The 19,861-nt window shown below is 53.9% G+C and carries 17 protein-coding genes and 1 tRNA gene; 8 read left to right on the top strand and 10 right to left on the bottom strand.

The window, feature by feature from the left end:
- Window positions 1-233: 233 nt before the first annotated feature.
- A tRNA-Ser gene (locus tag WH50_RS19065) sits at window positions 234-323 on the bottom strand.
- 165 nt (window positions 324-488) lie between these two features.
- On the opposite strand from WH50_RS19065, the gene WH50_RS26405 reads away from it, so the two are divergent.
- Window positions 489-653 carry a hypothetical protein gene (locus WH50_RS26405; RefSeq protein ID WP_165838483.1) on the top strand — a complete coding sequence of 55 codons (165 nt, stop codon included), beginning with the start codon at window positions 489-491 and terminating at the stop codon, window positions 651-653.
- A 116-nt stretch (window positions 654-769) separates the two neighbouring features.
- Here the strand turns inward: WH50_RS26405 and groL are convergent, their stop codons facing one another.
- The 3 genes from groL to WH50_RS19045 form a co-directional block, all read right to left on the bottom strand.
- Window positions 770-2,410, bottom strand: a complete 1,641-nt coding sequence (gene groL / locus WH50_RS19055; protein WP_104152959.1) for a chaperonin GroEL — start codon at window positions 2,408-2,410, stop codon at window positions 770-772.
- Window positions 2,411-2,467: 57 nt separating this feature from the next.
- Window positions 2,468-2,755, bottom strand: coding sequence for a co-chaperone GroES (locus WH50_RS19050; protein WP_104152960.1), 288 nt, complete (start codon window positions 2,753-2,755; stop codon window positions 2,468-2,470).
- 167 nt (window positions 2,756-2,922) lie between these two features.
- A complete protein-coding gene (locus WH50_RS19045) occupies window positions 2,923-3,453 on the bottom strand; it encodes an FxsA family protein (protein ID WP_110188885.1) in 531 nt (176 codons plus the stop codon).
- A 319-nt stretch (window positions 3,454-3,772) separates the two neighbouring features.
- Between WH50_RS19045 and WH50_RS19040 the strand changes: the two genes are divergently transcribed.
- A complete protein-coding gene (locus WH50_RS19040; RefSeq protein WP_110188884.1) occupies window positions 3,773-4,534 on the top strand; it encodes an SDR family oxidoreductase in 762 nt (253 codons plus the stop codon).
- Between the two features lie 72 nt (window positions 4,535-4,606).
- Here WH50_RS19040 and WH50_RS19035 read toward each other — a convergent pair whose 3' ends face one another.
- Together WH50_RS19035 and WH50_RS19030 are read right to left on the bottom strand one after the other, a co-directional pair.
- Window positions 4,607-5,863, bottom strand: coding sequence for an AmpG family muropeptide MFS transporter (locus tag WH50_RS19035; RefSeq protein WP_110188883.1), 1,257 nt, complete (start codon window positions 5,861-5,863; stop codon window positions 4,607-4,609).
- A 181-nt stretch (window positions 5,864-6,044) separates the two neighbouring features.
- Window positions 6,045-6,530 (bottom strand): YajQ family cyclic di-GMP-binding protein, encoded by a 486-nt coding sequence (locus WH50_RS19030; protein ID WP_104152964.1) that lies wholly within the window; start codon window positions 6,528-6,530, stop codon window positions 6,045-6,047.
- Window positions 6,531-6,599: 69 nt separating this feature from the next.
- On the opposite strand from WH50_RS19030, the gene WH50_RS19025 reads away from it, so the two are divergent.
- The 3 genes from WH50_RS19025 to WH50_RS19015 all read left to right on the top strand — a co-directional run bounded on the left by WH50_RS19025 (window position 6,600) and on the right by WH50_RS19015 (window position 8,816).
- On the top strand, window positions 6,600-7,508 hold the full coding sequence (locus WH50_RS19025) for a ketopantoate reductase family protein (RefSeq protein ID WP_110188882.1): 909 nt from the start codon (window positions 6,600-6,602) through the stop codon (window positions 7,506-7,508).
- Window positions 7,509-7,581: 73 nt separating this feature from the next.
- Complete coding sequence (ppk2, locus tag WH50_RS19020; protein ID WP_207780392.1) at window positions 7,582-8,577, top strand: polyphosphate kinase 2; 996 nt, start codon at window positions 7,582-7,584, stop codon at window positions 8,575-8,577.
- Window positions 8,574-8,816 (top strand): phosphatase, encoded by a 243-nt coding sequence (locus tag WH50_RS19015; RefSeq protein ID WP_110188881.1) that lies wholly within the window; start codon window positions 8,574-8,576, stop codon window positions 8,814-8,816. Before ppk2 ends, WH50_RS19015 begins: the two co-directional genes overlap by 4 nt.
- Before the next feature lie 223 nt (window positions 8,817-9,039).
- On the opposite strand, the gene WH50_RS19010 is transcribed toward WH50_RS19015, so the two are convergent.
- Window positions 9,040-12,399 (bottom strand): transglutaminase family protein, encoded by a 3,360-nt coding sequence (locus WH50_RS19010; protein WP_110188880.1) that lies wholly within the window; start codon window positions 12,397-12,399, stop codon window positions 9,040-9,042.
- Window positions 12,400-12,581: 182 nt separating this feature from the next.
- On the opposite strand from WH50_RS19010, the gene WH50_RS19005 reads away from it, so the two are divergent.
- Window positions 12,582-13,880: a hypothetical protein gene (locus WH50_RS19005; RefSeq protein ID WP_110188879.1), complete on the top strand. Its 1,299-nt coding sequence runs from the start codon at window positions 12,582-12,584 to the stop codon at window positions 13,878-13,880.
- 41 nt (window positions 13,881-13,921) lie between these two features.
- Here WH50_RS19005 and mntR read toward each other — a convergent pair whose 3' ends face one another.
- Both mntR and WH50_RS18995 read right to left on the bottom strand, forming a co-directional pair.
- Window positions 13,922-14,338, bottom strand: coding sequence for a manganese-binding transcriptional regulator MntR (gene mntR / locus WH50_RS19000; protein ID WP_110188878.1), 417 nt, complete (start codon window positions 14,336-14,338; stop codon window positions 13,922-13,924).
- 159 nt (window positions 14,339-14,497) lie between these two features.
- Window positions 14,498-15,766, bottom strand: a complete 1,269-nt coding sequence (locus WH50_RS18995; RefSeq protein WP_243410178.1) for an Nramp family divalent metal transporter — start codon at window positions 15,764-15,766, stop codon at window positions 14,498-14,500.
- A 333-nt stretch (window positions 15,767-16,099) separates the two neighbouring features.
- Between WH50_RS18995 and WH50_RS18990 the strand changes: the two genes are divergently transcribed.
- Both WH50_RS18990 and tdh read left to right on the top strand, forming a co-directional pair.
- Window positions 16,100-17,287 (top strand): glycine C-acetyltransferase, encoded by a 1,188-nt coding sequence (locus tag WH50_RS18990; RefSeq protein WP_110188888.1) that lies wholly within the window; start codon window positions 16,100-16,102, stop codon window positions 17,285-17,287.
- A 34-nt stretch (window positions 17,288-17,321) separates the two neighbouring features.
- Window positions 17,322-18,347 carry an L-threonine 3-dehydrogenase gene (gene tdh, locus WH50_RS18985; RefSeq protein ID WP_110188887.1) on the top strand — a complete coding sequence of 342 codons (1,026 nt, stop codon included), beginning with the start codon at window positions 17,322-17,324 and terminating at the stop codon, window positions 18,345-18,347.
- Window positions 18,348-18,357: 10 nt separating this feature from the next.
- Here the strand turns inward: tdh and WH50_RS18980 are convergent, their stop codons facing one another.
- Window positions 18,358-19,743 (bottom strand): aminotransferase-like domain-containing protein, encoded by a 1,386-nt coding sequence (locus tag WH50_RS18980; RefSeq protein WP_165838482.1) that lies wholly within the window; start codon window positions 19,741-19,743, stop codon window positions 18,358-18,360.
- Window positions 19,744-19,861 lie beyond the last annotated feature (118 nt).

Genomic DNA, 19,861 nt, shown 5'->3' with positions numbered 1-19,861 from the left:
TGCTTAAGTGCACCAAACTTGACTCAGAGATCCACATTACTCAACGAATTGAGCATCGTTCTCTGACTATTTTGTCGAGTCAGGAACAAGTGCCCACACGAATTATCCGATTGATTTTTAAAGAGCTTTCAACTTCCTCGCAGCGCTTGCTGCGTCGTTGTGGTGGCGCATTATAAGAGGCTTATTTATTTCGTCAACCTCTTTTTTTTCCACCCTGCATTCTCAGCAGTTAGTGGCGGAGAGTGAGGGATTCGAACCCTCGATAGAGTTTCCCCTATACACCCTTAGCAGGGGTGCGCCTTCAGCCACTCGGCCAACTCTCCGTCTAACGGCGGCGAACTTTAGCAAGCATCATTTCAAAAAGCAAACTGTTAATTACTGATTTTTCAAACTTTTTAGTTCTGCCTTGGACTTAACAACAGCAACCCTATAACAGTGCCCAGTTATCCTTTACCCTATTGCGCGTTTTTCAGTACGAGGTATTAACAGTGAACGACGCAGAATTGTTAGCAACCATCATAGAGCTCTGTCACAACAACCTGTCAGACCAAGCCCTGGGCCAGCAGGTGAAAGAGTTGATTCAACAGCGAGAGAGGGAACAAGAAGAGCTGAGCAGCTTCCTGTCAGACTGCGGTGACGCCTGCAAGCTTTGAGACGCCATGTCCTAGTGAAGGCTACAACGAGTAAAGCTGCGCCAACTCAGAAACAAAAAAGCCCGCTATTACTAGCGGGCTTTTTCGTCAGGCTATCAGATAACCTGGGCAGATGATTACATCATGCCCATGCCACCCATGCCGCCCATGCCACCCATGTCAGGTGCAGCAGGCTTTTCCTCAGGGATCTCACCAACCATAGCTTCGGTAGTGATCATCAGACCAGCAACAGAAGCAGCCGCCTGCAGAGCAGAACGAGTTACTTTAGCTGGATCAAGAATACCCATTTCAATCATGTCGCCGTACACACCAGTAGCAGCGTTGTAACCAAAGTTACCTTCACCTTGCTTGGTCTTGTCTACAACGACAGAAGCTTCGTCACCAGCGTTGGCAACGATCTGACGCAGTGGAGCCTCCATCGCGCGCAGAGCCAGCTGAACACCAATGGTCTGGTCGTGGTTGATACCTTCCAGTCCTTGTACTTGCTGCAGAGCGCGGATCAGAGCAACACCACCGCCAGGAACCACGCCTTCTTCGACCGCTGCACGAGTAGCATGCAGGGCGTCTTCAACGCGCGCTTTCTTCTCTTTCATTTCAACTTCAGAAGCAGCACCCACTTTGATGACAGCTACGCCGCCAGCCAGTTTAGCAACACGCTCCTGCAGCTTTTCTTTGTCGTAGTCGCTAGTTGAGTTTTCGATTTCGCGACGGATCTGCTCAACACGCGCCTTGATATCGTCTGCTACACCAGCACCATCAACGATGGTGGTTTCTTCTTTGGTCAGGGTAACGCGCTTAGCTGTACCCAGGTGCTCCAGAGTGGTGGTATCCAGAGACAGACCCACTTCCTCAGAGATCACAGTACCACCAGTCAGAATGGCGATATCCTGCAGCATTGCTTTACGACGATCACCAAAACCTGGAGCCTTAGCAGCTGCAACTTTGATGATACCGCGCATGTTGTTGACAACCAGCGTTGCCAGCGCTTCGCCTTCCACATCTTCAGCGATGATCAGCAGAGGCTTACCAGCCTTGGCCACACCTTCCAGTACGGGCAGCAGATCACGGATATTGGAGATCTTTTTGTCTACCAGCAGGATGAAGGGACTTTCCAGCTCTGCAGACATATTTTCCTGGTTGTTGATGAAGTAGGGAGACAGGTAGCCACGATCAAACTGCATACCTTCTACAACATCCAGCTCGTTTTCAAAGCTGTTGCCTTCTTCGACGGTGATAACACCCTCTTTACCTACTTTTTCCATCGCGCGGGCGATGATTTCACCGATTGACTCATCGCCGTTTGCGGAGATGGTACCAACCTGAGCGATGGCTTTGGTATCAGTGCAAGGCTTGGCCAGCTTTTTCAGCTCTTCAACAACAGCAACAGTTGCCTTGTCGATACCACGCTTCAGATCCATTGGGTTCATGCCAGCGGCAACAGATTTCAGACCTTCGTTAACGATCGCCTGAGCCAGAACGGTTGCAGTAGTAGTACCGTCGCCAGCGTTGTCGTTCGCCTGAGAAGCGACTTCCTTGACCATCTGTGCGCCCATGTTTTCGAACTTGTCTTTCAGTTCGATTTCTTTGGCAACAGAAACACCGTCTTTAGTCACGGTAGGAGCGCCAAAGGACTTTTCCAGCACAACGTTACGGCCTTTAGGGCCCAGAGTTACTTTTACTGCATCAGCCAGAATGTTGACGCCGGCCTGCATTTTGGCACGAGCTGACTGACCAAATTTTACTTCTTTAGCTGCCATAATCTCAGAATCCTAATTTCACTTGATTGGAAACAGTTCGTACGAAAGCGGTCGCAATTACTTCTCAACGACTGCGTAGACTTCGCTTTCTTTCAGGATCAACAGTTCTTCACCATTCACTTTGATGGTGTTGCTGTATGGTCCAAACAGCACAACGTCACCTACTTTGACGTCCAGTGCTTGTACTTCACCATTTTCCAAACGACGACCAGGGCCAACTGCAACAACTTCGCCCTGATTTGGTTTTTCCGCAGCGCTGCCAGGCAGAACGATACCGCCAGCAGATTTGGTTTCTTCTTCTTTGCGGCGAACAACCACACGATCATGCAAGGGACGAATGTTCATGCTTACTAATCTCCCAGACACTTGTTAAGTCTTAGTGTTGAATTACCGGCAGAGCCGGAGCCTTTTATTCGTGACTCCCAAGATGGGGCCAGCACATTGCTTTTCAACACCCAATCAAGATTTTTTTTAAATTTTTTTTGACGCATGCGTGAACAGAAAATGACGTGTCACTCCTTTCGCTCGAACTCACCTTCCAGTGTAATGGGTTTATGCGACGCCGTACTCTGTTCACCCTGATGCTTGTCATTTTCCGCGACAAATACGGTTTCTCCTTGTTGCGTATGAGTTTCATCAAAACCTCGCTGATCAAACCCACCGAAAGGTGAATACCCCTGCCCTGCTCCAGCTACTTTTATGTGTCTTGCCGCCCAACGAATGGCAGCAGCACGTGTAGCGGGCAGCAGGCAGAGCAGCCCCATCACGTCAGTCATCACCCCGGGAGTAAGCAGCAATACGCCACCCAAGCCGATAAAAAGTCCTTCTACCATTTCCTTGGCGGGAAGCTCTCCACGGCGCATTTTTTCCTGTGCTCGCCAGAGTGCTGCCGCCCCTTGCTTACGCAAAATATAACTACCCAACAAGGCGGTTCCGATCACCAGCAAAAGAGTACTGAGCACCCCAATGGTCTGCCCTACCTTGATGAGCAATGCCAACTCCACCATGGGAATGATGATCAGCAACGGAAATAGAAAACGCATAGACAATACCCACGATTGTTACAAAACAGACAGTGGCAACGACTCTGCTGCTACTGGATATACATGAGAGATGGATGCCAGGCAGAGGAAGTTAAACTGCCCTTCACAAAAAAGCGACACTTTGTCTGGCTTTGATAAATATGCGTTCTGATCACTCCTTCCAGCTTCTACCTCGTGACCTATGTCTATTGCCTGATTCTCGCCTTTCGCCCATGCTCTTCGTGGTGCAATGCACAAACCAACACCTGTTAACATCGGACTTGTAATCGTATTCCCCAGTTGCCGTCTGGCATGGCGACATTCCATGTAGGAGAGAGATATGGACCTCAAAGGCAAGACAGTCGCCATCACCGGTGGCGCCCAAGGACTTGGCCTGGCAATGGCTTATAACTTTGCTGCCAAAGGAGCACGACTGGCCCTTATAGACATGAATGCAGAGCGCCTGCGTGCAGCCAGTGACAGCTGCGAAAAGTTGGGGGCAGAGGTGCAAACCTATGCCATCAATGTCGCTGAAGAAGCTGAGGTTGAAGCAACCTTTCAGTCGATCGCCAGAGACTTCGGCAGTCTGGATGCACTGATCAATAACGCCGGTATTACTAGAGATGCGTTATTTATCAAGGTCAAGGAAGGAAAGGTCGTGCAGAAAATGTCACTGCAACAATGGCAAAGCGTAATCGATGTGAACCTGACCGGGTGTTTTCTGTGTGGTCGCGAAGCCGCTGCCATCATGGTTGAACAAGGCACGGGGGGCTGTATCGTCAATATTTCCAGCATTTCTCGTGCAGGTAACATGGGCCAGACGAACTATGCAGCCGCCAAGGCGGGCATTGTTGCAATGACGGTGACCTGGGCAAAAGAGCTGGCACGATATGGTGTTCGCGTTGGCGCAATCGCACCCGGCTTTATCGCCACAGAAATGGTGACCAGCATGAAACCCGAAGCCTTACAGAAAATCGAGGCGATGATCCCGGCCGGTCGTCTGGGCCAGCCTGACGAGATTGCGATGACAGCAGCCTACATTCTGGAAAACGACTACTTCACAGGCCGCGTAATTGAGATGGATGGTGGCTTGCGCCTGTAATCACTCCAGGAAGCCCACATCAATCCATTGAACAGAGCACGCCGATGCCTGCTCTGTTCCGATACAAGGATACTACCGCTCGACGGCCATCTGCCCCACTGAGCGCGGCCAGGGAGCAATCTTGATCAACAGCAGCATCCCCGGCAGCGCCAGCACAGCGCACAGCAGATAGAAGTGAGTCCACCCTATCGCGTCGACAATATAGCCCGTGGTGGCGTTGGCAAAGGTACGGGGCAATGCTGACAGTGCCGTAAACAGCGCAAATTGCGTGGCCGCAAATGCCATGCTGGTCTCTCGGGCAATAAAGGCAGTGAAAGCAGCCGTCCCCAACCCCACTCCCAGGTACTCCAGACTGATCACAATGGCCAGCAGCCAGAGGTTGGCACCGGCCACCGCCAGCCAGGCGAAACCTAAAATGGTGACAACCTGAACAATACCAAACAGCCACAAAGCACGATTGATACCAATCCTGATCATCCAGAGGCCGCCCAGCACGCCTCCTACAATGGATGCCCACAGTGCAGACGTCTTGGCAACTACCCCTATTTCACTCAAGGAAAAGCCCAGATCGATATAAAACGGAGTAGACAGTGCAGTGGCCATACTGTCGCCAAGCTTATAGAGAAACATGAAGCTCAGGATCATCAGCGCCATACCCCAGTTATTGCGGGAAACAAACTCACGGAAAGGCTCAACGATGGCCGATCGCAATGTAGCGGGAGCCGATAGTTGTGCCAGTGGCTCATGGACGAACAGCGTCATTGCCACACCTATCAGCATAAACGCCGCAATGATCGGAAAGACCTGCTGCCAGGGTAAATGATCCGCCAGAATCAGACCCAGTGCTCCTGGCACCAGGCCGGAAATACGATAGGCCTGTACATGCACAGAGTTACCCCAGCCCAGTTCGCTATCCGGCAGCAATTCACGCCGATAGGCATCCAGCACGATGTCCTGACTGGCACTGAAAAAAGCCACCAGCCACGCGACAAACGCGACCATACCAATGGACCGGCTTGCATCAAGAAAGCCAAGTGTTGCAATTGACACCAGTAGTGCCAGCTGTGTCAGTAACATCCAGCTGCGCCGACGCCCCAACGGCAACGGCGTGAAGCGATCCATCAGCGGTGACCAGATGAATTTCCAGGTGTAGGGGAAGGTCACCAGCGCAAACAGCCCAATCTCCTTGATACTCACTCCCTGTTTGCTCAGAAATGCCGGTAGCAACTGAAACAGCACATAAAGAGGCATACCCGAGGCAAAGCCAGTAAAAACGCAGATCAACGTACGACGATTAAAGATTGACTGCCAGAAAGCGGGACTTGGCATACTCCAGATCCTTTTTAAGTTGCCGGATAAAACAGCTACACCTGAACATGAGGCACTTTTTGTACCAGCCACATCACGTAAGGTGGAGTAATGCCTTATGCCAAGACCAAAGACAATACGGCGACGTGATCACACATCGCCCTGATCGCGCAGACTGGATGTCAGCGGTGGAAAACAGCCATCAATCGCGGAAGTTGGTGAACTGCAGCGGCAGTTCAATATCCGGAGCAGCGCGCAGCAGTGCGATCACTTCCTGCAGATCATCACGCTTTTTGCCCGTTACACGTACCTGCTCGCCCTGAATTTGAGCCTGCACCTTCAGCTTGGCATCCTTGATCATCTTGACGATTTTTTTCGCCAGCGCCTGATCAACACCCTGTTTGACGGTGACAGGTTGACGGCAACGCAGGTTGGCCGTTTCGACCTCCCCTTCCTCCAGACAACGCACATCGATCTTACGATTGACCAGCTTGCCACGCAGGATTTCCAGCATCTGCTGCAACTGGAACTCAGCTTCGGCAACCATGGTGATGACTTCTTCCTTCAACTCAAAGGAAGCATCCACACCCTTGAAATCATAACGCGTGGTGATTTCACGGTTGGCCTGGTCCAGAGCATTGGACAGTTCGTGTTTATCCAGTTCGGAGACCACATCAAAAGACGGCATAATAATCCCTCGTTCATTCGTTGCCGGGCATTCTACTGAAACACCCCGGTATCGCAAAGGAAGACACCTGTGACGCAATGGCACATTCTAGGCGCCGGCTCAGTAGGCTGCCTGATGGCACGTCTGCTGGCTGAGCATGACATCAGCCCCCGATTAATTCTGAGCTCCCCTGCACGCCGCGCTGACTGGCAGGCTGAACAACTTGACTACCAGTATCAGCAACAGCGCCAGAAGGTTGCAGTACAACTCCTGTGTGCTGCAGAGCTGAAAGCCCCCCTCGACCATCTGCTGATCTGCACTAAGACCTACGCAACCGAGCGTGCACTGGCGCCTTTACTGCCTTATATCACGCCCCAGACCACCTTGTTGCTATTGCAGAACGGCATGGGCATGCATGAGTGGATGATGCAGACCTTCCCCGACAACCCACTTATTCTCGGTACCATCTCACACGGTGCTTACCGTACCCGCGCTGATCATGTGGTCCATTCAGGCTGGGGACAATGCTATTGGGGCACCTGGCAACCGAGCACAGCACCACAGACCATGACACCGCTGCTTTCCTCTGCCTGGGAAGCTCAATGGTGTGACGATATGCAGGTTCGCCTCTGGCACAAACTTGCCGTCAACAGCGCTATCAATCCTCTGACCGTGCTCTATAACTGCAAGAATGGCGAACTGCTGCAGAACACCGAGGCGCTTGCGCTGATGCAGGCACTGTGTACAGAACTGACTGCCATCATGCATCAACTGGTTATCCCTCTCCCCGCAGATGGCCTCTGGCCGCTGGTCAGGAGCATTGCTGAACGTACTGCAGCCAATATTTCATCCATGCGCCAGGACGTGCTCAACAACAAACCAACCGAGATCGATGCCATTACCGGCTATATCCTGCGCAAATCGCAGCAGCTCGGCATAACCTGCCCGGCCCATGAAGAGGTCATGACGCGTTTCATGGTCCACTCCGGCTCGGCATGATCTCACCCTGCCTTTGACCTGCTGCAAGGCCAGAACGCGAAGGATTGACTAGACTCAAGCAAAAGGAGGCTGTATGTCCAAACAACAAGATGAAAAATCCACTGCCGATGCCAGGCATCATCATCCTGCCAGAGAAAAAGCCGAGCTGGCCGTTGATCACGGAACCAAGGAGTTCAGGAAAAAGGCTAACCGCAAGGTGGTGAACGACAAGTATCCCTATGCAAAGGAGATGACCACCCGCGAGTACGAACATACCAAGCAGTTGCTGCAAATCGAACTGCTGAAAATGCAGAGCTGGGCCAAGGAAACGGGCCAGCGCGTGATCATCCTTTTTGAGGGGCGTGATGCCGCTGGCAAGGGAGGGACCATCAAGCGCTTCATGGAGCATCTCAACCCCAGGGGAGCGCGAGTGGTCGCCCTGGAAAAGCCCAATGAAGTGGAACGTGGCCAATGGTATTTCCAACGCTATGTACATCACCTTCCTACGGCAGGTGAAGTCGTACTGTTTGACCGCTCCTGGTACAACCGTGCGGGTGTGGAACGAGTGATGGGCTTCTGTACTCCTCTCGAATATCTGGAGTTCATGCGTGAAGCGCCAGAGCTGGAGCGCATGTGGGTGCGCAGTGGTATCCGACTGTTCAAGCTGTGGTTCTCGGTCAGCCGCAAGGAGCAACTGAAGCGCTTTGAAGACCGTCGCCATGACCCTCTGAAACAGTGGAAGCTCAGCCCCATCGACCTGTCATCGCTGAACAAGTGGGATGCCTATACGGAAGCCAAAGAGGCTATGTTCTTCTACACCGACACGGCCGATGCTCCCTGGACGGTCGTCAAATCGGATGACAAGAAACGGGCCCGCATCAACGCCATGCGCTTTATCCTCAGTCAGCTGGATTACCCCGGAAAAGATCTCGACATCGTCCAGCCCGCCGACCCTCTGATTGTGGGCCGCGCCTGCGAAGTTCAGGATCACGAAAATATGGAAGGGGAATCCAACGAGGAGTATCCCAGCGAGGAAGATCTTCCCATTCCGGCAGATCTGTTACCCGAACAGCAGGAGACGCCAACATGAACCACCCACCCAAGGAGCACGCCCAGCGGGTTGTGGAATCATTCAGCCGTATTATCAGTGCCAGCGCTGCGACCCATATCGGTCAGAAACATATGCTGGAACTGCAATGGCTAATCGAATCGGCCATTGCTAATGCGGTCCATGAAGAGTTGCAACAGATAACGCATCAGGTCGATAAGCTCAGCGGGGCATTGCATCATGCCGCTAAACGCTTTGAGCCAAACCAGCCAGAAGAGTAGTGAAATAACATCAACGAACGCTATGGAATCTTGATGAAAAGGCAGTCATCACCTGTGGGTTGAGGGCACCTGATAAACACAGCACCTTCAAGCATCCGCTTGCTGCCGCCAGAAAACTGATCCGCCCCAGTAAATGACCAAGCCCGCTGCCTATTATCTGAACCGATAATAAGGCAGCGGGCTTAGTTCTATTAACTGTTACCTCACTATATGTGAGGAGCCCTTAATCTGGCTTGCGACGCAAATCCAAGGTAAACGGATACTCGTAGGTAGTTTCTTCCGCGGGGGGCGCCATAGGCCGAGGCGGATGTTCACTGGCATAGAATTGCCGCAGTCCGCCCAACGCCGGTGGCGGTGTAATAGGTCCCTGAGTGTGTCCGTGATCCCAATAACGATTAACCCTGCGCGCTTCGGCTTCGTTGGCATTCACCGGGAAGGTGTCATAGCTGCGCCCACCTGGATGAGATACGTGGTAGGTGCAGCCACCGATCGAACGTCCGTTCCAGGTATCGATGATGTCAAAGGTCAGCGGCGTATGTACCCCAATTGTAGGATGCAACGCCGAAGGTGCCTGCCATGCCCGATAGCGTACCCCGGCCACCAGTTCACCGTGGCGTCCGGTTTCGCGCAAGGGTACACGTCGGCCATTACAGGCCACCACATAACGCTCACCAGTAACACCGCGCACTTTCACCTGTAATCGTTCGACGGTTGAGTCTACATAGCGGGCGGTGCCGAAGCTGCTGATCTCTTCACCCAGCACATGCCATGGCTCCACCGCCCAGCGCAGCTCCAGATTGATATCATCCACCTGCACATTGCCATAATGAGGGAAGCGGAACTCCTCGAAGGGCGCCAGCCAGTCAAGCTGGAAGGGATAGCCATGCTGATTGAGATCAGCAACCACATCACGAATATCCGACCACACATAATGTGGCAGCATAAAACGGTCATGCAGCTGAGTGCCCCAGCGAATCAGTTTGCCGGTATAGGGTTTCTGCCAGAAGCGCGCCACCAGACAGCGCAACAGCAGCACCTGCACCAACGCCATACGGCTATGCGGAGGCATTTCAAACCCACGGAATTCCAACAATCCCAGACGCCCGGTAGATGATCCGGGAGCATAGAGTTTGTCGATACAGAATTCGGAGCGGTGCGTGTTACCGGTAATGTCCACCAGCAGGTTACGCATCAGGCGGTCGATCAGCCAGGGTTTGTCACATAGCCCCTCAGGCATTTCCTTGAAGGCCACCTCCAGCTCGTAGAGCAACTCATCCCGCCCTTCATCTACACGGGGAGCCTGACTGGTTGGCCCAATAAACTTGCCAGAGAACAGATAGGACAAACCGGGATGGTGTTGCCAGTAAGTGACCAGACTACGCAACAGGTCTGGGCGACGTAGTAACGGGCTGTCTGCTGGCGTCGCGCCTCCCAATGTAATGTGATTACCGCCGCCAGTTCCTGAATGCAGGCCGTCCAGCATGAACTTCTCAGTTCCCAGACGGCACTGATGTGCCTCTTCATACAGTGAGGTGGTGTTGTCCACCAGTTCCTGCCAGCTTTTGGCCGGATGAATATTCACCTCGATGACACCGGGGTCAGGCGTTACCAGCAACTTCTGCAGCCGGAAGTCACGGGGAGGTTCATAACCTTCAAGAACGACAGGCAGCTTCAGCTCGGCGGCGCTGAGTTCAATGGCTTCAATCAGACCGACGAAATGCTCCAGATGCTGCATCGGCGGCAGGAACAGATACAGACGACCATTTCGCACTTCAACACATAGCGCTGTGCGCACAACATCGCGGGTGATTTTCAGGGTCGACTTACTTGCAGAGAAGCCATTCTGCCCCGTTGCAGCATGAGTCTGGGCATACAACGTGCCGCCGGGGGGGAGTAACTCTGGCTTGGGAGCGAAAGGATCAACCTCAGGCTCCAGCTCGCGCTCCTCTTCTTCTATGTGTGGCAAAGACCCCAGAGGCAGCCGCAGCCCCATGGGTGAGTCACCAGGTACCAGCGTCAGGCGCCCTGCCCGCAGCTGCCAGTCGCTGGAGCGCCAGCATTGTTCAAAATAATTCCATGCCAAAGGCAACACGTAGCCTGTGGGGGTGTTCAGCCCCTGCTCGGACAGCAGGCGTGCCAGGCGGCGACGCTCCATATCGTCAGACAAATCCGCATTGACCGGATCAATGTTGTCTGGCAGCGATTGCTCACGCCAGAGGTAATAAAGCGCATCTTCGTAGCCCGGCAGCACAAAATCTGAACGCACCCCCAAATTCTGGCAAAGCTGCTGCACGAATCGCTCAGCATCAGTAGTCTTCAGACCATAATTTTTGTCCACACGCGCCAGCCATTGCGGGTCCTGCCACAATGCCTGTCCATCCGTACGCCAGAAGCAGCCCAGCGCCCATCGGGGAATCTCTTCCCCCGGGTACCACTTGCCCTGGCCGTAGTGCAGCAACCCACCCGGCGCAAAACGATTGCGCAGGCGCAGCAGCAGATCCTTAGCCAGTCGCAGCTTATCTTCACCCAGCGCCTCGGTATTCCACTGCGGAGAATCCATGTCATCGATGGAAACGAAAGTAGGCTCACCGCCCATGGTCAGGCGTACATCACCGTCCAGTAGTTCCTGATCCACGGCATTCCCCAGCGCCAGAATCGACTCCCACTGATGGTCGGTATACGGCTTGGTAACACGCGGATCCTCATGAATACGAGTGACCACGTTGCTGTAGTCAAACTCCACCTCACATTTGTCGGTAAAGCCGGTGATGGGGGCGGCAGAGACAGGATCAGGCGTACAAGCCAACGGGATGTGCCCCTCTCCCGCCAGCAAGCCGGAAGTAGGATCAAGCCCTACCCAACCCGCACCGGGTACAAATACTTCGCACCATGCATGCAAATCAGTAAAGTCTGACTCCGGGCCTGAAGGACCATCCAGCGCTTTGACATCCGATGTCAGCTGCACCAGATAACCGGAAGCAAAACGAGCAGCCAGTCCCTTGTGACGCAGAATCTGCACCAGCAACCAGGCCGTGTCCCGACAGGAACCCTTTGACAGCGCCAGGGTCTCTTCGCAACTCTGGATGCCCGGCTCCAGACGAATGCCGTAGCCGATGTCTTCCTGCAGCACACGATTGACATGCACCAGATAGTCAATGGTCGACATCTCCTCTCTGGGCAGCTGCCGCTCCATCCACGCCGTCAGACGAGGGCCGGTTTCGGTGACTTCGAGATAGGGCATCAGCTCCTTGTGCAGCTGCTTGTCATAACGGAACGGGAAGGTTTCGGCATATTCTTCGATAAAGAAGTCGAAGGGGTTGATGACCGTCATATCGGCAATCACTTCGACTTCAAAGCTCAGCTCGGTGGTTGGTTCCGGGAACACCAGACGAGCCAGAAAGTTGCCGTAGGGATCCTGCTGCCAGTTGATGAAATGCGATTCCGGTTTGACCTTCAGCGAGTAGCCATGAATCTTGGTACGGCTATGACTGGCTGGGCGGAGGCGCAACACATGAGGCCCCACCCCCACATGGCGGTCAAACTTGTAGGATGTCTTGTGCTGGATGGCTACACGTATTGTCATTCTGACATTTCCTTATCGACCGGGCAGATCGCGCAAGCGTCATCGCTGACGCAAAGAATGAAACCACGGAACATCTGATGACTGCTCCGGAACGCTGTTATTCAGCATGAGCCTGCTGTCATGGCGAGGATTGAACGTGCTTTAATGGTCATCCCCCTTGCCTCCTGACACACCCTGCAGTCATGCAAATACAATTCCTGTTTTCTCTGATATCGCGTCATCGCTCTGGCTTGACCGGGTTCAGTCTCGTCATCATGCTCGTCACCTTTCTACTACAACATCTGACCAGCAGCGAGAGCCTGGCTCCCAGTATTGCGGCATGGCTGGCGTTGCTACTGGTCTGGCCAGCGTTGCCACCCGTTAATCGCCAACAATGCCTGATATTAATGACAATCGGTGTAGTCTGCGTGGTTATTTCTGCAGGTCTTGGCGCCCGCATCCCCTGGAGCAGCCTGCTGGGTAATTACGTACCACTGCTTTGCATGCTGGTAGCGGTCAGTTTCCTGCGCTTACTGGCCAGCCGCAGTGAGGAAGCACTGCCCAGCGGCCGCCGTGCCATTGGTTCTACACTGGCGGCGGCACATCTGCTGGGTGCCGTACTCAACCTCTCCATCCTCGCGATCATGGGTGACCGTATGGCTCGCAGCAGTCAGCTCACACTGAAACAGGTGCTGGTGATCGGCCGTGGCTTCACCTTTGCTGCACTGTGGTCGCCTTTCTTTGTGGCCATGAACGTTTCGCTGTTGTCTGCCCCCGGGATGTCCTTTGCTCAGGTATTTCCGGTGGGTGCGGTTATCGCCGTATGTGCATTGATACTGAGCTGGTGGCATTTGCGCCAGGATGCAGCAGACTTTCAGGGCTATCCCCTGAACCGACAGGGGTTGTCGCTTCCCGTTGGTCTTGCCGCCCTGGTGATCGCTGCACATCAATGGAGCCCTCAGCTGTCCGTTACTTTGCTGATTACCATCCTTGCACCGAGCGTAGCGCTGGCGTTGAGCGGCATCAGACAGCGCAGTAGCTGTTTCCCTGCAATAACGCAGCATGTCAGTGCTGGACTGGGGCGCATGGGAGGAGAACTGGCCCTCTTTCTGGCCGCCGGGGTGCTGAGCGTTGGTTTGACACTGATTACCCAGCAAACCGGATTCAGCTTACCTTTGCACCACTTTGGCGCATTGGAAGCCAGTATTTTGTTCCCCTTTATCCTGATACTGGCATGGTCTGGTGTTCATGCCATGATCAGCGTCGCTGTCTTGAGCCCCATACTGCTGCCGTTACAACCGAACCCGAACATGCTGGGCTTCATGTTTCTGAGTTCGTGGGCAATGGGGTCGGGTTCCAGCCCTTTGTCGGGCATGAACCTGATGCTGGCGTTACGATATGGGGTGCGTAGTAAGCAGATATGGCGGGCACAGGCACCGTTCTTCCTGATGCTGCTACCGCTTATTTGGGCTGGGTTGTTCTGGTTGGACAGCTACCATTAGTCATTAGTAGTCCAACCAGCAAAAGATAATACAGGGGAAACTCAGCTAGCGAGGGAATCGAGATAGCGGCGCATGGCGGCCACTGTTTCATCACTACAGTGATGCTCTATCCCTTCGGAGTCGGCATACGCGGCTTCTTCTGACACGCCCAGTGCCATCAGCATCGACAGCACCACTTGATGGCGCTCGGCGACCTTCACCGCCAGCTCCTGACCTTCCTCAGTCAGAAATATGCCACGGTAAGGGCGGGCCTCGACAAAACCGTCACGCTTGAGTTTGGTGACCACTTTAGAAACAGCCGCTGCGGTCACGCCGAGACGCTCAGCCAGATCACTGGCGCGGGCTTCACCGTGCAGCTGGTGGAGGTACGCGATCTCTTCGACATAGTCTTCCACCAACTCTCTCTGGTGGTCCTGGCGCACCCGCTCAAACGGGGCATAACGATGTGGTTCTGTCATGTTCTTCCTGCTACCTGTCATCGGTACCGCTGCGGCTCCAGCAATGACGGTTGCCAATCATCTGCTCACGGACCTGACACCTTAAAACAAAAGCGCCTTCCAAAGAAGGCGCTTTTACTCTCGATGATTCGTCAGTATAGCTGCTGCGATAACAGATGCTTACATCAGCTCGAACACCAGAACGTAGAGGTTGAGGGCAATAATGATCGTTGCAACGATTCCCCCTGCGATATTGACCCAGCGATGATTCACCAGATTCCCCATCAACTGACGGTTGGCGGTAAAGAGCAGTAATGGCACCAGCGCAAAGGGGATACCAAAACTCAATACGACCTGGCTGACTACCAGAACCTGCTGCTCTGGCAATCCCATCAGGATCACGACGATAGCAGGCGCCATGGTAATCAGGCGTCGCAACCACAGAGGAATAGTGAAGTTAACAAATCCCTGCATCACCACCTGCCCCGACATGGTGCCAACAATCGATGAAGACAGGCCAGCAAACAGCAGCGTCAAGCCAAAGATCATGCTGGCAGCATCGTGCCCCATCAGAGGCGACAGCAACTTGTAACTTTCCTCAATGGACGCAATTGTCGTTTCGCCATTGTTGAAGAACACGGTTGCCGCCAAAACCAGCATAGCCATGTTGATCAGCCCGGCCAGTGCCATACCGATGATGACGTCCATGCGGTAGTACTTCATGATGCGGCTACGATCACTGTCAGCCGTTACCTTGATACGGTTTTGCGACAATGCCGAGTGCAAATAGATCACATGCGGCATCACCGTTGCGCCCAGAATCCCAGCCGCCAGAAAAATGGAATAGCTATCCGGGAAAGAAGGCAACAGCAAGCCTTTGATGATGGGCTCTGCCGGTGGCTTGCCCAGCAGGATTTCCAATAGGAAGCCCGCTGACACGGCCAGAATCATAGCCCCAATGATCATCTCCATGGTGCGGAACCCATAGCGCTGCATATGCAGCACCGCATAGGTAATCGCCCCGGTCAGCAATGCGCCTTCCAGCATCGACATGCCGAACAGCAGATTGAAAGCCAGTGCCGCGCCCAGAAACTCAGCAAGATCCGTCGCAATAGCGATCAACTCCGCCTGCACCCAAAACAGCCACACTACCGGGCGCGGATAGCGGTCACGAATCACTTCTGCCAGATTCTTGCCTGTTGCCAAGCCAAGCCGTGCAGACATGGTCTGGATCAGCATTGCCATCAGGTTAGCCCACAGCACTACCCACAGCAGGGTATACCCATAGCGCGAGCCTGCTTCAATGTTGGTGGCGAAGTTGCCCGGGTCGATATAGGCCACAGCGGCAATCATTGCTGGCCCCATAAAAGGAAGAAAGCGCCGCACCAGACTTGTGCCGTGACCAGAGAGCACACGTTGGGCCTGTACACGCACAGTCTGATCAGACATTGCATGAATCATGATGACCGTCCAAAAAGTTAACCGTGGTTAACAAGATAGCGACTGGTTAATCATAAAACAAGATTCATTCTCATTAAGCTTTCTAAAGATTCTGATAGGCTGAGCCTATTTATCCCCTCCCCGAACGTTAGGTAGTTCACATTCGATTGGCCAGCGGTGAATTCCCGCACCAACTGCTATGCTGTTTTATTGAAAAACTGTATCTACTCAATAACAGATCGACATTCTACAGTGCTCTTACTTACTTCGAAGGTAGCTGTCTCCCGATAGTCTTTATCTGAGGACAATGCCTAATCCCTCGACTGTTTAATGGAGACGGCCATGCAACCGGATTTCTACTCCCATTTGCACAAGACCCTGGCAGACATCGAAAACGCTGGCCTTTACAAGCATGAGCGCTTGATTCAGTCGGCTCAGCAGGCACGTGTTTCGACTCAGGATGGCCGCGAAGTCATCAACCTCTGCGCCAACAACTATCTGGGGCTGGCCAATCATCCAACACTGGTTGAAGCAGCCAAGCGTGCACTGGATGACTATGGCTATGGCATGGCCTCAGTACGATTTATCTGCGGCACCCATACATTACACCGCCAGCTGGAAGCAGCGCTGAGCCAGTTTCTGGGCATGCAGGACACGATTCTTTACTCCTCCTGCTTTGATGCCAACGGCGGTCTGTTCGAGACCCTGCTGGGCGCTGAAGACGCCATCATCTCCGACGCTCTCAATCACGCCAGCATCATCGACGGTATCCGTCTGTGCAAAGCCCAGCGCTTCCGCTATGCCAACAACGACATGGCCGATCTAGAGCGGCAGCTGCAGGCAGCCGAGGGCTGTCGTTTCAAACTAATCGCCACCGATGGCGTATTCTCCATGGATGGTATCATCGCCAACCTTTCTGCCATCTGCGACCTGGCGGATAAATACGGTGCGCTGGTCATGGTAGATGACTCCCATGCCGTAGGCTTTATGGGCGAGCACGGCCGTGGCACCCATGAGTATTGCGAGGTGATGGGCCGCATCGATATTTTGACAGGCACACTGGGCAAAGCGCTGGGCGGTGCTTCTGGAGGGTATATCAGTGCCCGTCAGGAAGTGATTGACCTGCTGCGTCAGCGCTCACGGCCCTATCTGTTCTCCAACAGTCTGGCGCCAATGATCACTGCAGCATCCATTGCAGCACTGGAGCTACTGGATCAATCTGCTACCCTGCGTCAGCAGCTGACCGAGAACAGCCTGTACTTCCGTCAGGGTCTGGAGAAAGCCGGATTCAAACTGGTCGCAGGTGAGCATCCCATCATCCCTGTCATGCTCGGTGATGCAACACTGGCCAAAACCATGGCTGACGAACTATTGAAAGAAGGCATCTATGTGGTGGGTTTCTCCTATCCTGTCGTCCCCCAGGGTCAGGCACGCATTCGCACCCAGATGTCAGCTGCCCTGAGCAAGGAAGATCTGGATAAAGCGCTGGCGGCGTTCATCCGCGTCGGCCAAGCCCTCGCTATCATTTAACAGAAACAACAATATCGCTTCGGGAATGATCTCCATGCGTACACTGGCCAAACTTCATCCTGAGAAAGGACTATGGGCACACGAGAGCGATGTGCCCGAATACGGCAACAACGACCTGTTGATCCGCATTCGCAAGACTGCCATCTGCGGTACCGACATGCACATCTGGAACTGGGATGAATGGGCACAGAAGACCATTCCTGTCCCCATGCATGTTGGCCACGAGTATGTCGGCGAAGTCGCTGCGATGGGCAGCGATGTACGCGGATTCAAGCTGGGGGACCGGGTTTCCGGTGAAGGTCATATTACCTGCGGGCACTGCCGTAATTGTCGCGCAGGCAAGCGCCATCTCTGCCGAGAGACCATCGGTGTCGGCGTCAACCGTCCAGGTGCCTTTGCCGACTATCTGGTCCTTCCGGCCGATAATGCCTTCAAACTGCCAGATAACATTCCCGATGACATTGCCGCCATTCTCGACCCTTTTGGCAACGCAGCCCATACCGCACTGTCCTTCGATCTGGTCGGGGAAGATGTGCTGATTACCGGAGCCGGCCCCATTGGCATCATGGCTGCGGCGATCTGCCGCCATGTCGGCGCCCGTCATGTGGTCATTACCGACGTCAATGAGTATCGCCTGCAACTGGCTGAGAAAATGGGGGCGACGCGTGCAGTCAATGTCGCGACAACCTCTCTGCAGGATGTCATGCATGATCTGCATATGACCGAAGGCTTTGATGTGGGTCTGGAGATGTCAGGCGTACCTGCCGCGTTTCGCAGCATGCTGTCGAGCATGAATCATGGCGGCAAGATTGCCATGCTGGGTATTCCTTCCGGGGAGACAGCCATTGACTGGAATCAGGTTATTTTCAAAGGCCTGATCATCAAGGGGATCTATGGCCGCGAAATGTTCGAGACCTGGTACAAGATGGTCGCCATGCTCCAAAGTGGACTGGACCTTAGCCCAATGATCACCCACCACTACAAGGTGGCTGATTTCGAGCAGGGCTTTGCAGCCATGGCCTCTGGCCAGTCTGGCAAAGTGATTCTGGACTGGACCTGACCCTTCCGGCTCAGTCAGTCAGACTGCCTCGCAATGCTGCTACCAGCAGTGACCAGTCTGGCTGACTGACCGCAATACTGATACGCATACAGTGGCGAAAACGCTCGGACGCTGAGAACAGGCTGCCGGGCATCACGCTGATTCCCTTCTGCAACATCTGCTCATACACCGCAAGTGCATCCACCTCGGCAGGTAAAATCAGCCACAGCAAAAAACCTCCTTGAGGTAAGGACCAGGCTACAGGCAAGCCAGAGGCATGCAGGGCATCGACCAGATTATGCAGTTGCTGCCGATACTGGCGACGAACCTTGCGCAGATGCCGATCATAGTCACCACTGTGCAGATACTCCGCCATCACCTGCTGTGACAGGGCATGGCTTGCCATAGTTGTCACCGTCAGCAACTGCTGTAGCGGCTGGTGATAACGACCTCCCGCCACCCAGCCGACCCTGAACCCCGGTGCAATAGTCTTGGAGAAAGCACTGCAGTAAAGCACATTGCCTTCGCGGTCCCAGGCTTTCAACGGCAGCGGCTGACGCCTGCCGTAGTGCAGATCCGCATAGGTATCATCTTCCACCAAAGGAATTTGAGCCTCGCTTAGCATGTTAACCAAACGCTGCTTATGCTCATCCGGCATCAGACTGCCGGTAGGATTAGAAAAATTGGCTGAAACCACGCAGGCCTTGACGGGCCACTCCTGAATAGCTGCAGCCAGCGCCTCCAGGTCCATACCTCTGGCCGGATCACAGGGAATCTCCAGAGCCTGCAAGCCGAGCGCCTCCAGAGCCTGCAACAATCCATGATAGGCAGGCGATTCGATAGCGATCAGATCACCCGGCCGCGCCAGCACACGCAAACAAAGACTGAGCGCCTCCTGGCAACCCTGAGTAATCAATAGCTCGCTGGCAGATACTGAACACCCCGCAGCCTGCATACGTACAGCGATTTGCTGTCGCAAGACCTTGTTGCCCGGAGGAAAGGCATAGTCGGTAATCAGGCCCGGCTGTTCACGCAAGCAACGGTTGGAGATTCGCCTCAGGATCTCCTGAGGCAGGAACACCGCCTCAGGCACCGCGGCACCCAGATGCATCAGGCCAGGCTGGCGAGACTGATTGAGTACATGATTGATCAGCTGGTGGCGAGAAACCGCCACGGGGGCTGGCACATGCTCTTCAACCTGCAGACGCTCCGGCAAAGCCTTCACATAAAAACCAGAGCGTGGGCGCGCCTCAATCAAGCCCTGCGCTTCCAGCGCACTCAAGGCCGCCAGAGCAGTGCTCTGACTGACACCCCATTGTTGATGCAATTTGCGAATAGAAGGGATCCGTTCGCCCTCGGCAAATACCCCGGTGCGGATATGCTCAGCTAACTGCTCTGCAACCTGTTGATATAACACCAGACCTTCCTGATCACGCTTAAAAATCGTTGGTATCCGCAGCACACAGCCTGATCACTCGGCAGCAAAGTATCGCTACAGTCTCATGCAACAGAAGCAAAAAAGGCCACTGCGAACA

Origin of the sequence: Pokkaliibacter plantistimulans, assembly GCF_003194385.1 — a bacterium.
GTDB classification, from domain to species: Bacteria; Pseudomonadota; Gammaproteobacteria; order Pseudomonadales; family Balneatricaceae; genus Pokkaliibacter; species Pokkaliibacter plantistimulans.
The sequence above is the reverse complement of the archived record's forward strand: the minus strand, read 5'-3'. Positions and strand labels throughout refer to the sequence as shown.

Coding starts and splice junctions, on each gene's coding strand:
- WH50_RS18995 (WP_243410178.1), bottom strand. CDS start 15,766: ATGTCTGATCAGACTGTGCGTGTACAGGCCCAACGTGTGCTCTCTGGT.
- mntR (WP_110188878.1), bottom strand. CDS start 14,338: ATGACAGAACCACATCGTTATGCCCCGTTTGAGCGGGTGCGCCAGGAC.
- WH50_RS19040 (WP_110188884.1), top strand. CDS start 3,773: ATGGACCTCAAAGGCAAGACAGTCGCCATCACCGGTGGCGCCCAAGGA.
- groL (WP_104152959.1), bottom strand. CDS start 2,410: ATGGCAGCTAAAGAAGTAAAATTTGGTCAGTCAGCTCGTGCCAAAATG.
- WH50_RS19005 (WP_110188879.1), top strand. CDS start 12,582: ATGCAAATACAATTCCTGTTTTCTCTGATATCGCGTCATCGCTCTGGC.
- WH50_RS19045 (WP_110188885.1), bottom strand. CDS start 3,453: ATGCGTTTTCTATTTCCGTTGCTGATCATCATTCCCATGGTGGAGTTG.
- WH50_RS19010 (WP_110188880.1), bottom strand. CDS start 12,399: ATGACAATACGTGTAGCCATCCAGCACAAGACATCCTACAAGTTTGAC.
- WH50_RS18990 (WP_110188888.1), top strand. CDS start 16,100: ATGCAACCGGATTTCTACTCCCATTTGCACAAGACCCTGGCAGACATC.
- WH50_RS19035 (WP_110188883.1), bottom strand. CDS start 5,863: ATGCCAAGTCCCGCTTTCTGGCAGTCAATCTTTAATCGTCGTACGTTG.
- tdh (WP_110188887.1), top strand. CDS start 17,322: ATGCGTACACTGGCCAAACTTCATCCTGAGAAAGGACTATGGGCACAC.
- ppk2 (WP_207780392.1), top strand. CDS start 7,582: ATGTCCAAACAACAAGATGAAAAATCCACTGCCGATGCCAGGCATCAT.
- WH50_RS19015 (WP_110188881.1), top strand. CDS start 8,574: ATGAACCACCCACCCAAGGAGCACGCCCAGCGGGTTGTGGAATCATTC.
- WH50_RS19030 (WP_104152964.1), bottom strand. CDS start 6,530: ATGCCGTCTTTTGATGTGGTCTCCGAACTGGATAAACACGAACTGTCC.
- WH50_RS19050 (WP_104152960.1), bottom strand. CDS start 2,755: ATGAACATTCGTCCCTTGCATGATCGTGTGGTTGTTCGCCGCAAAGAA.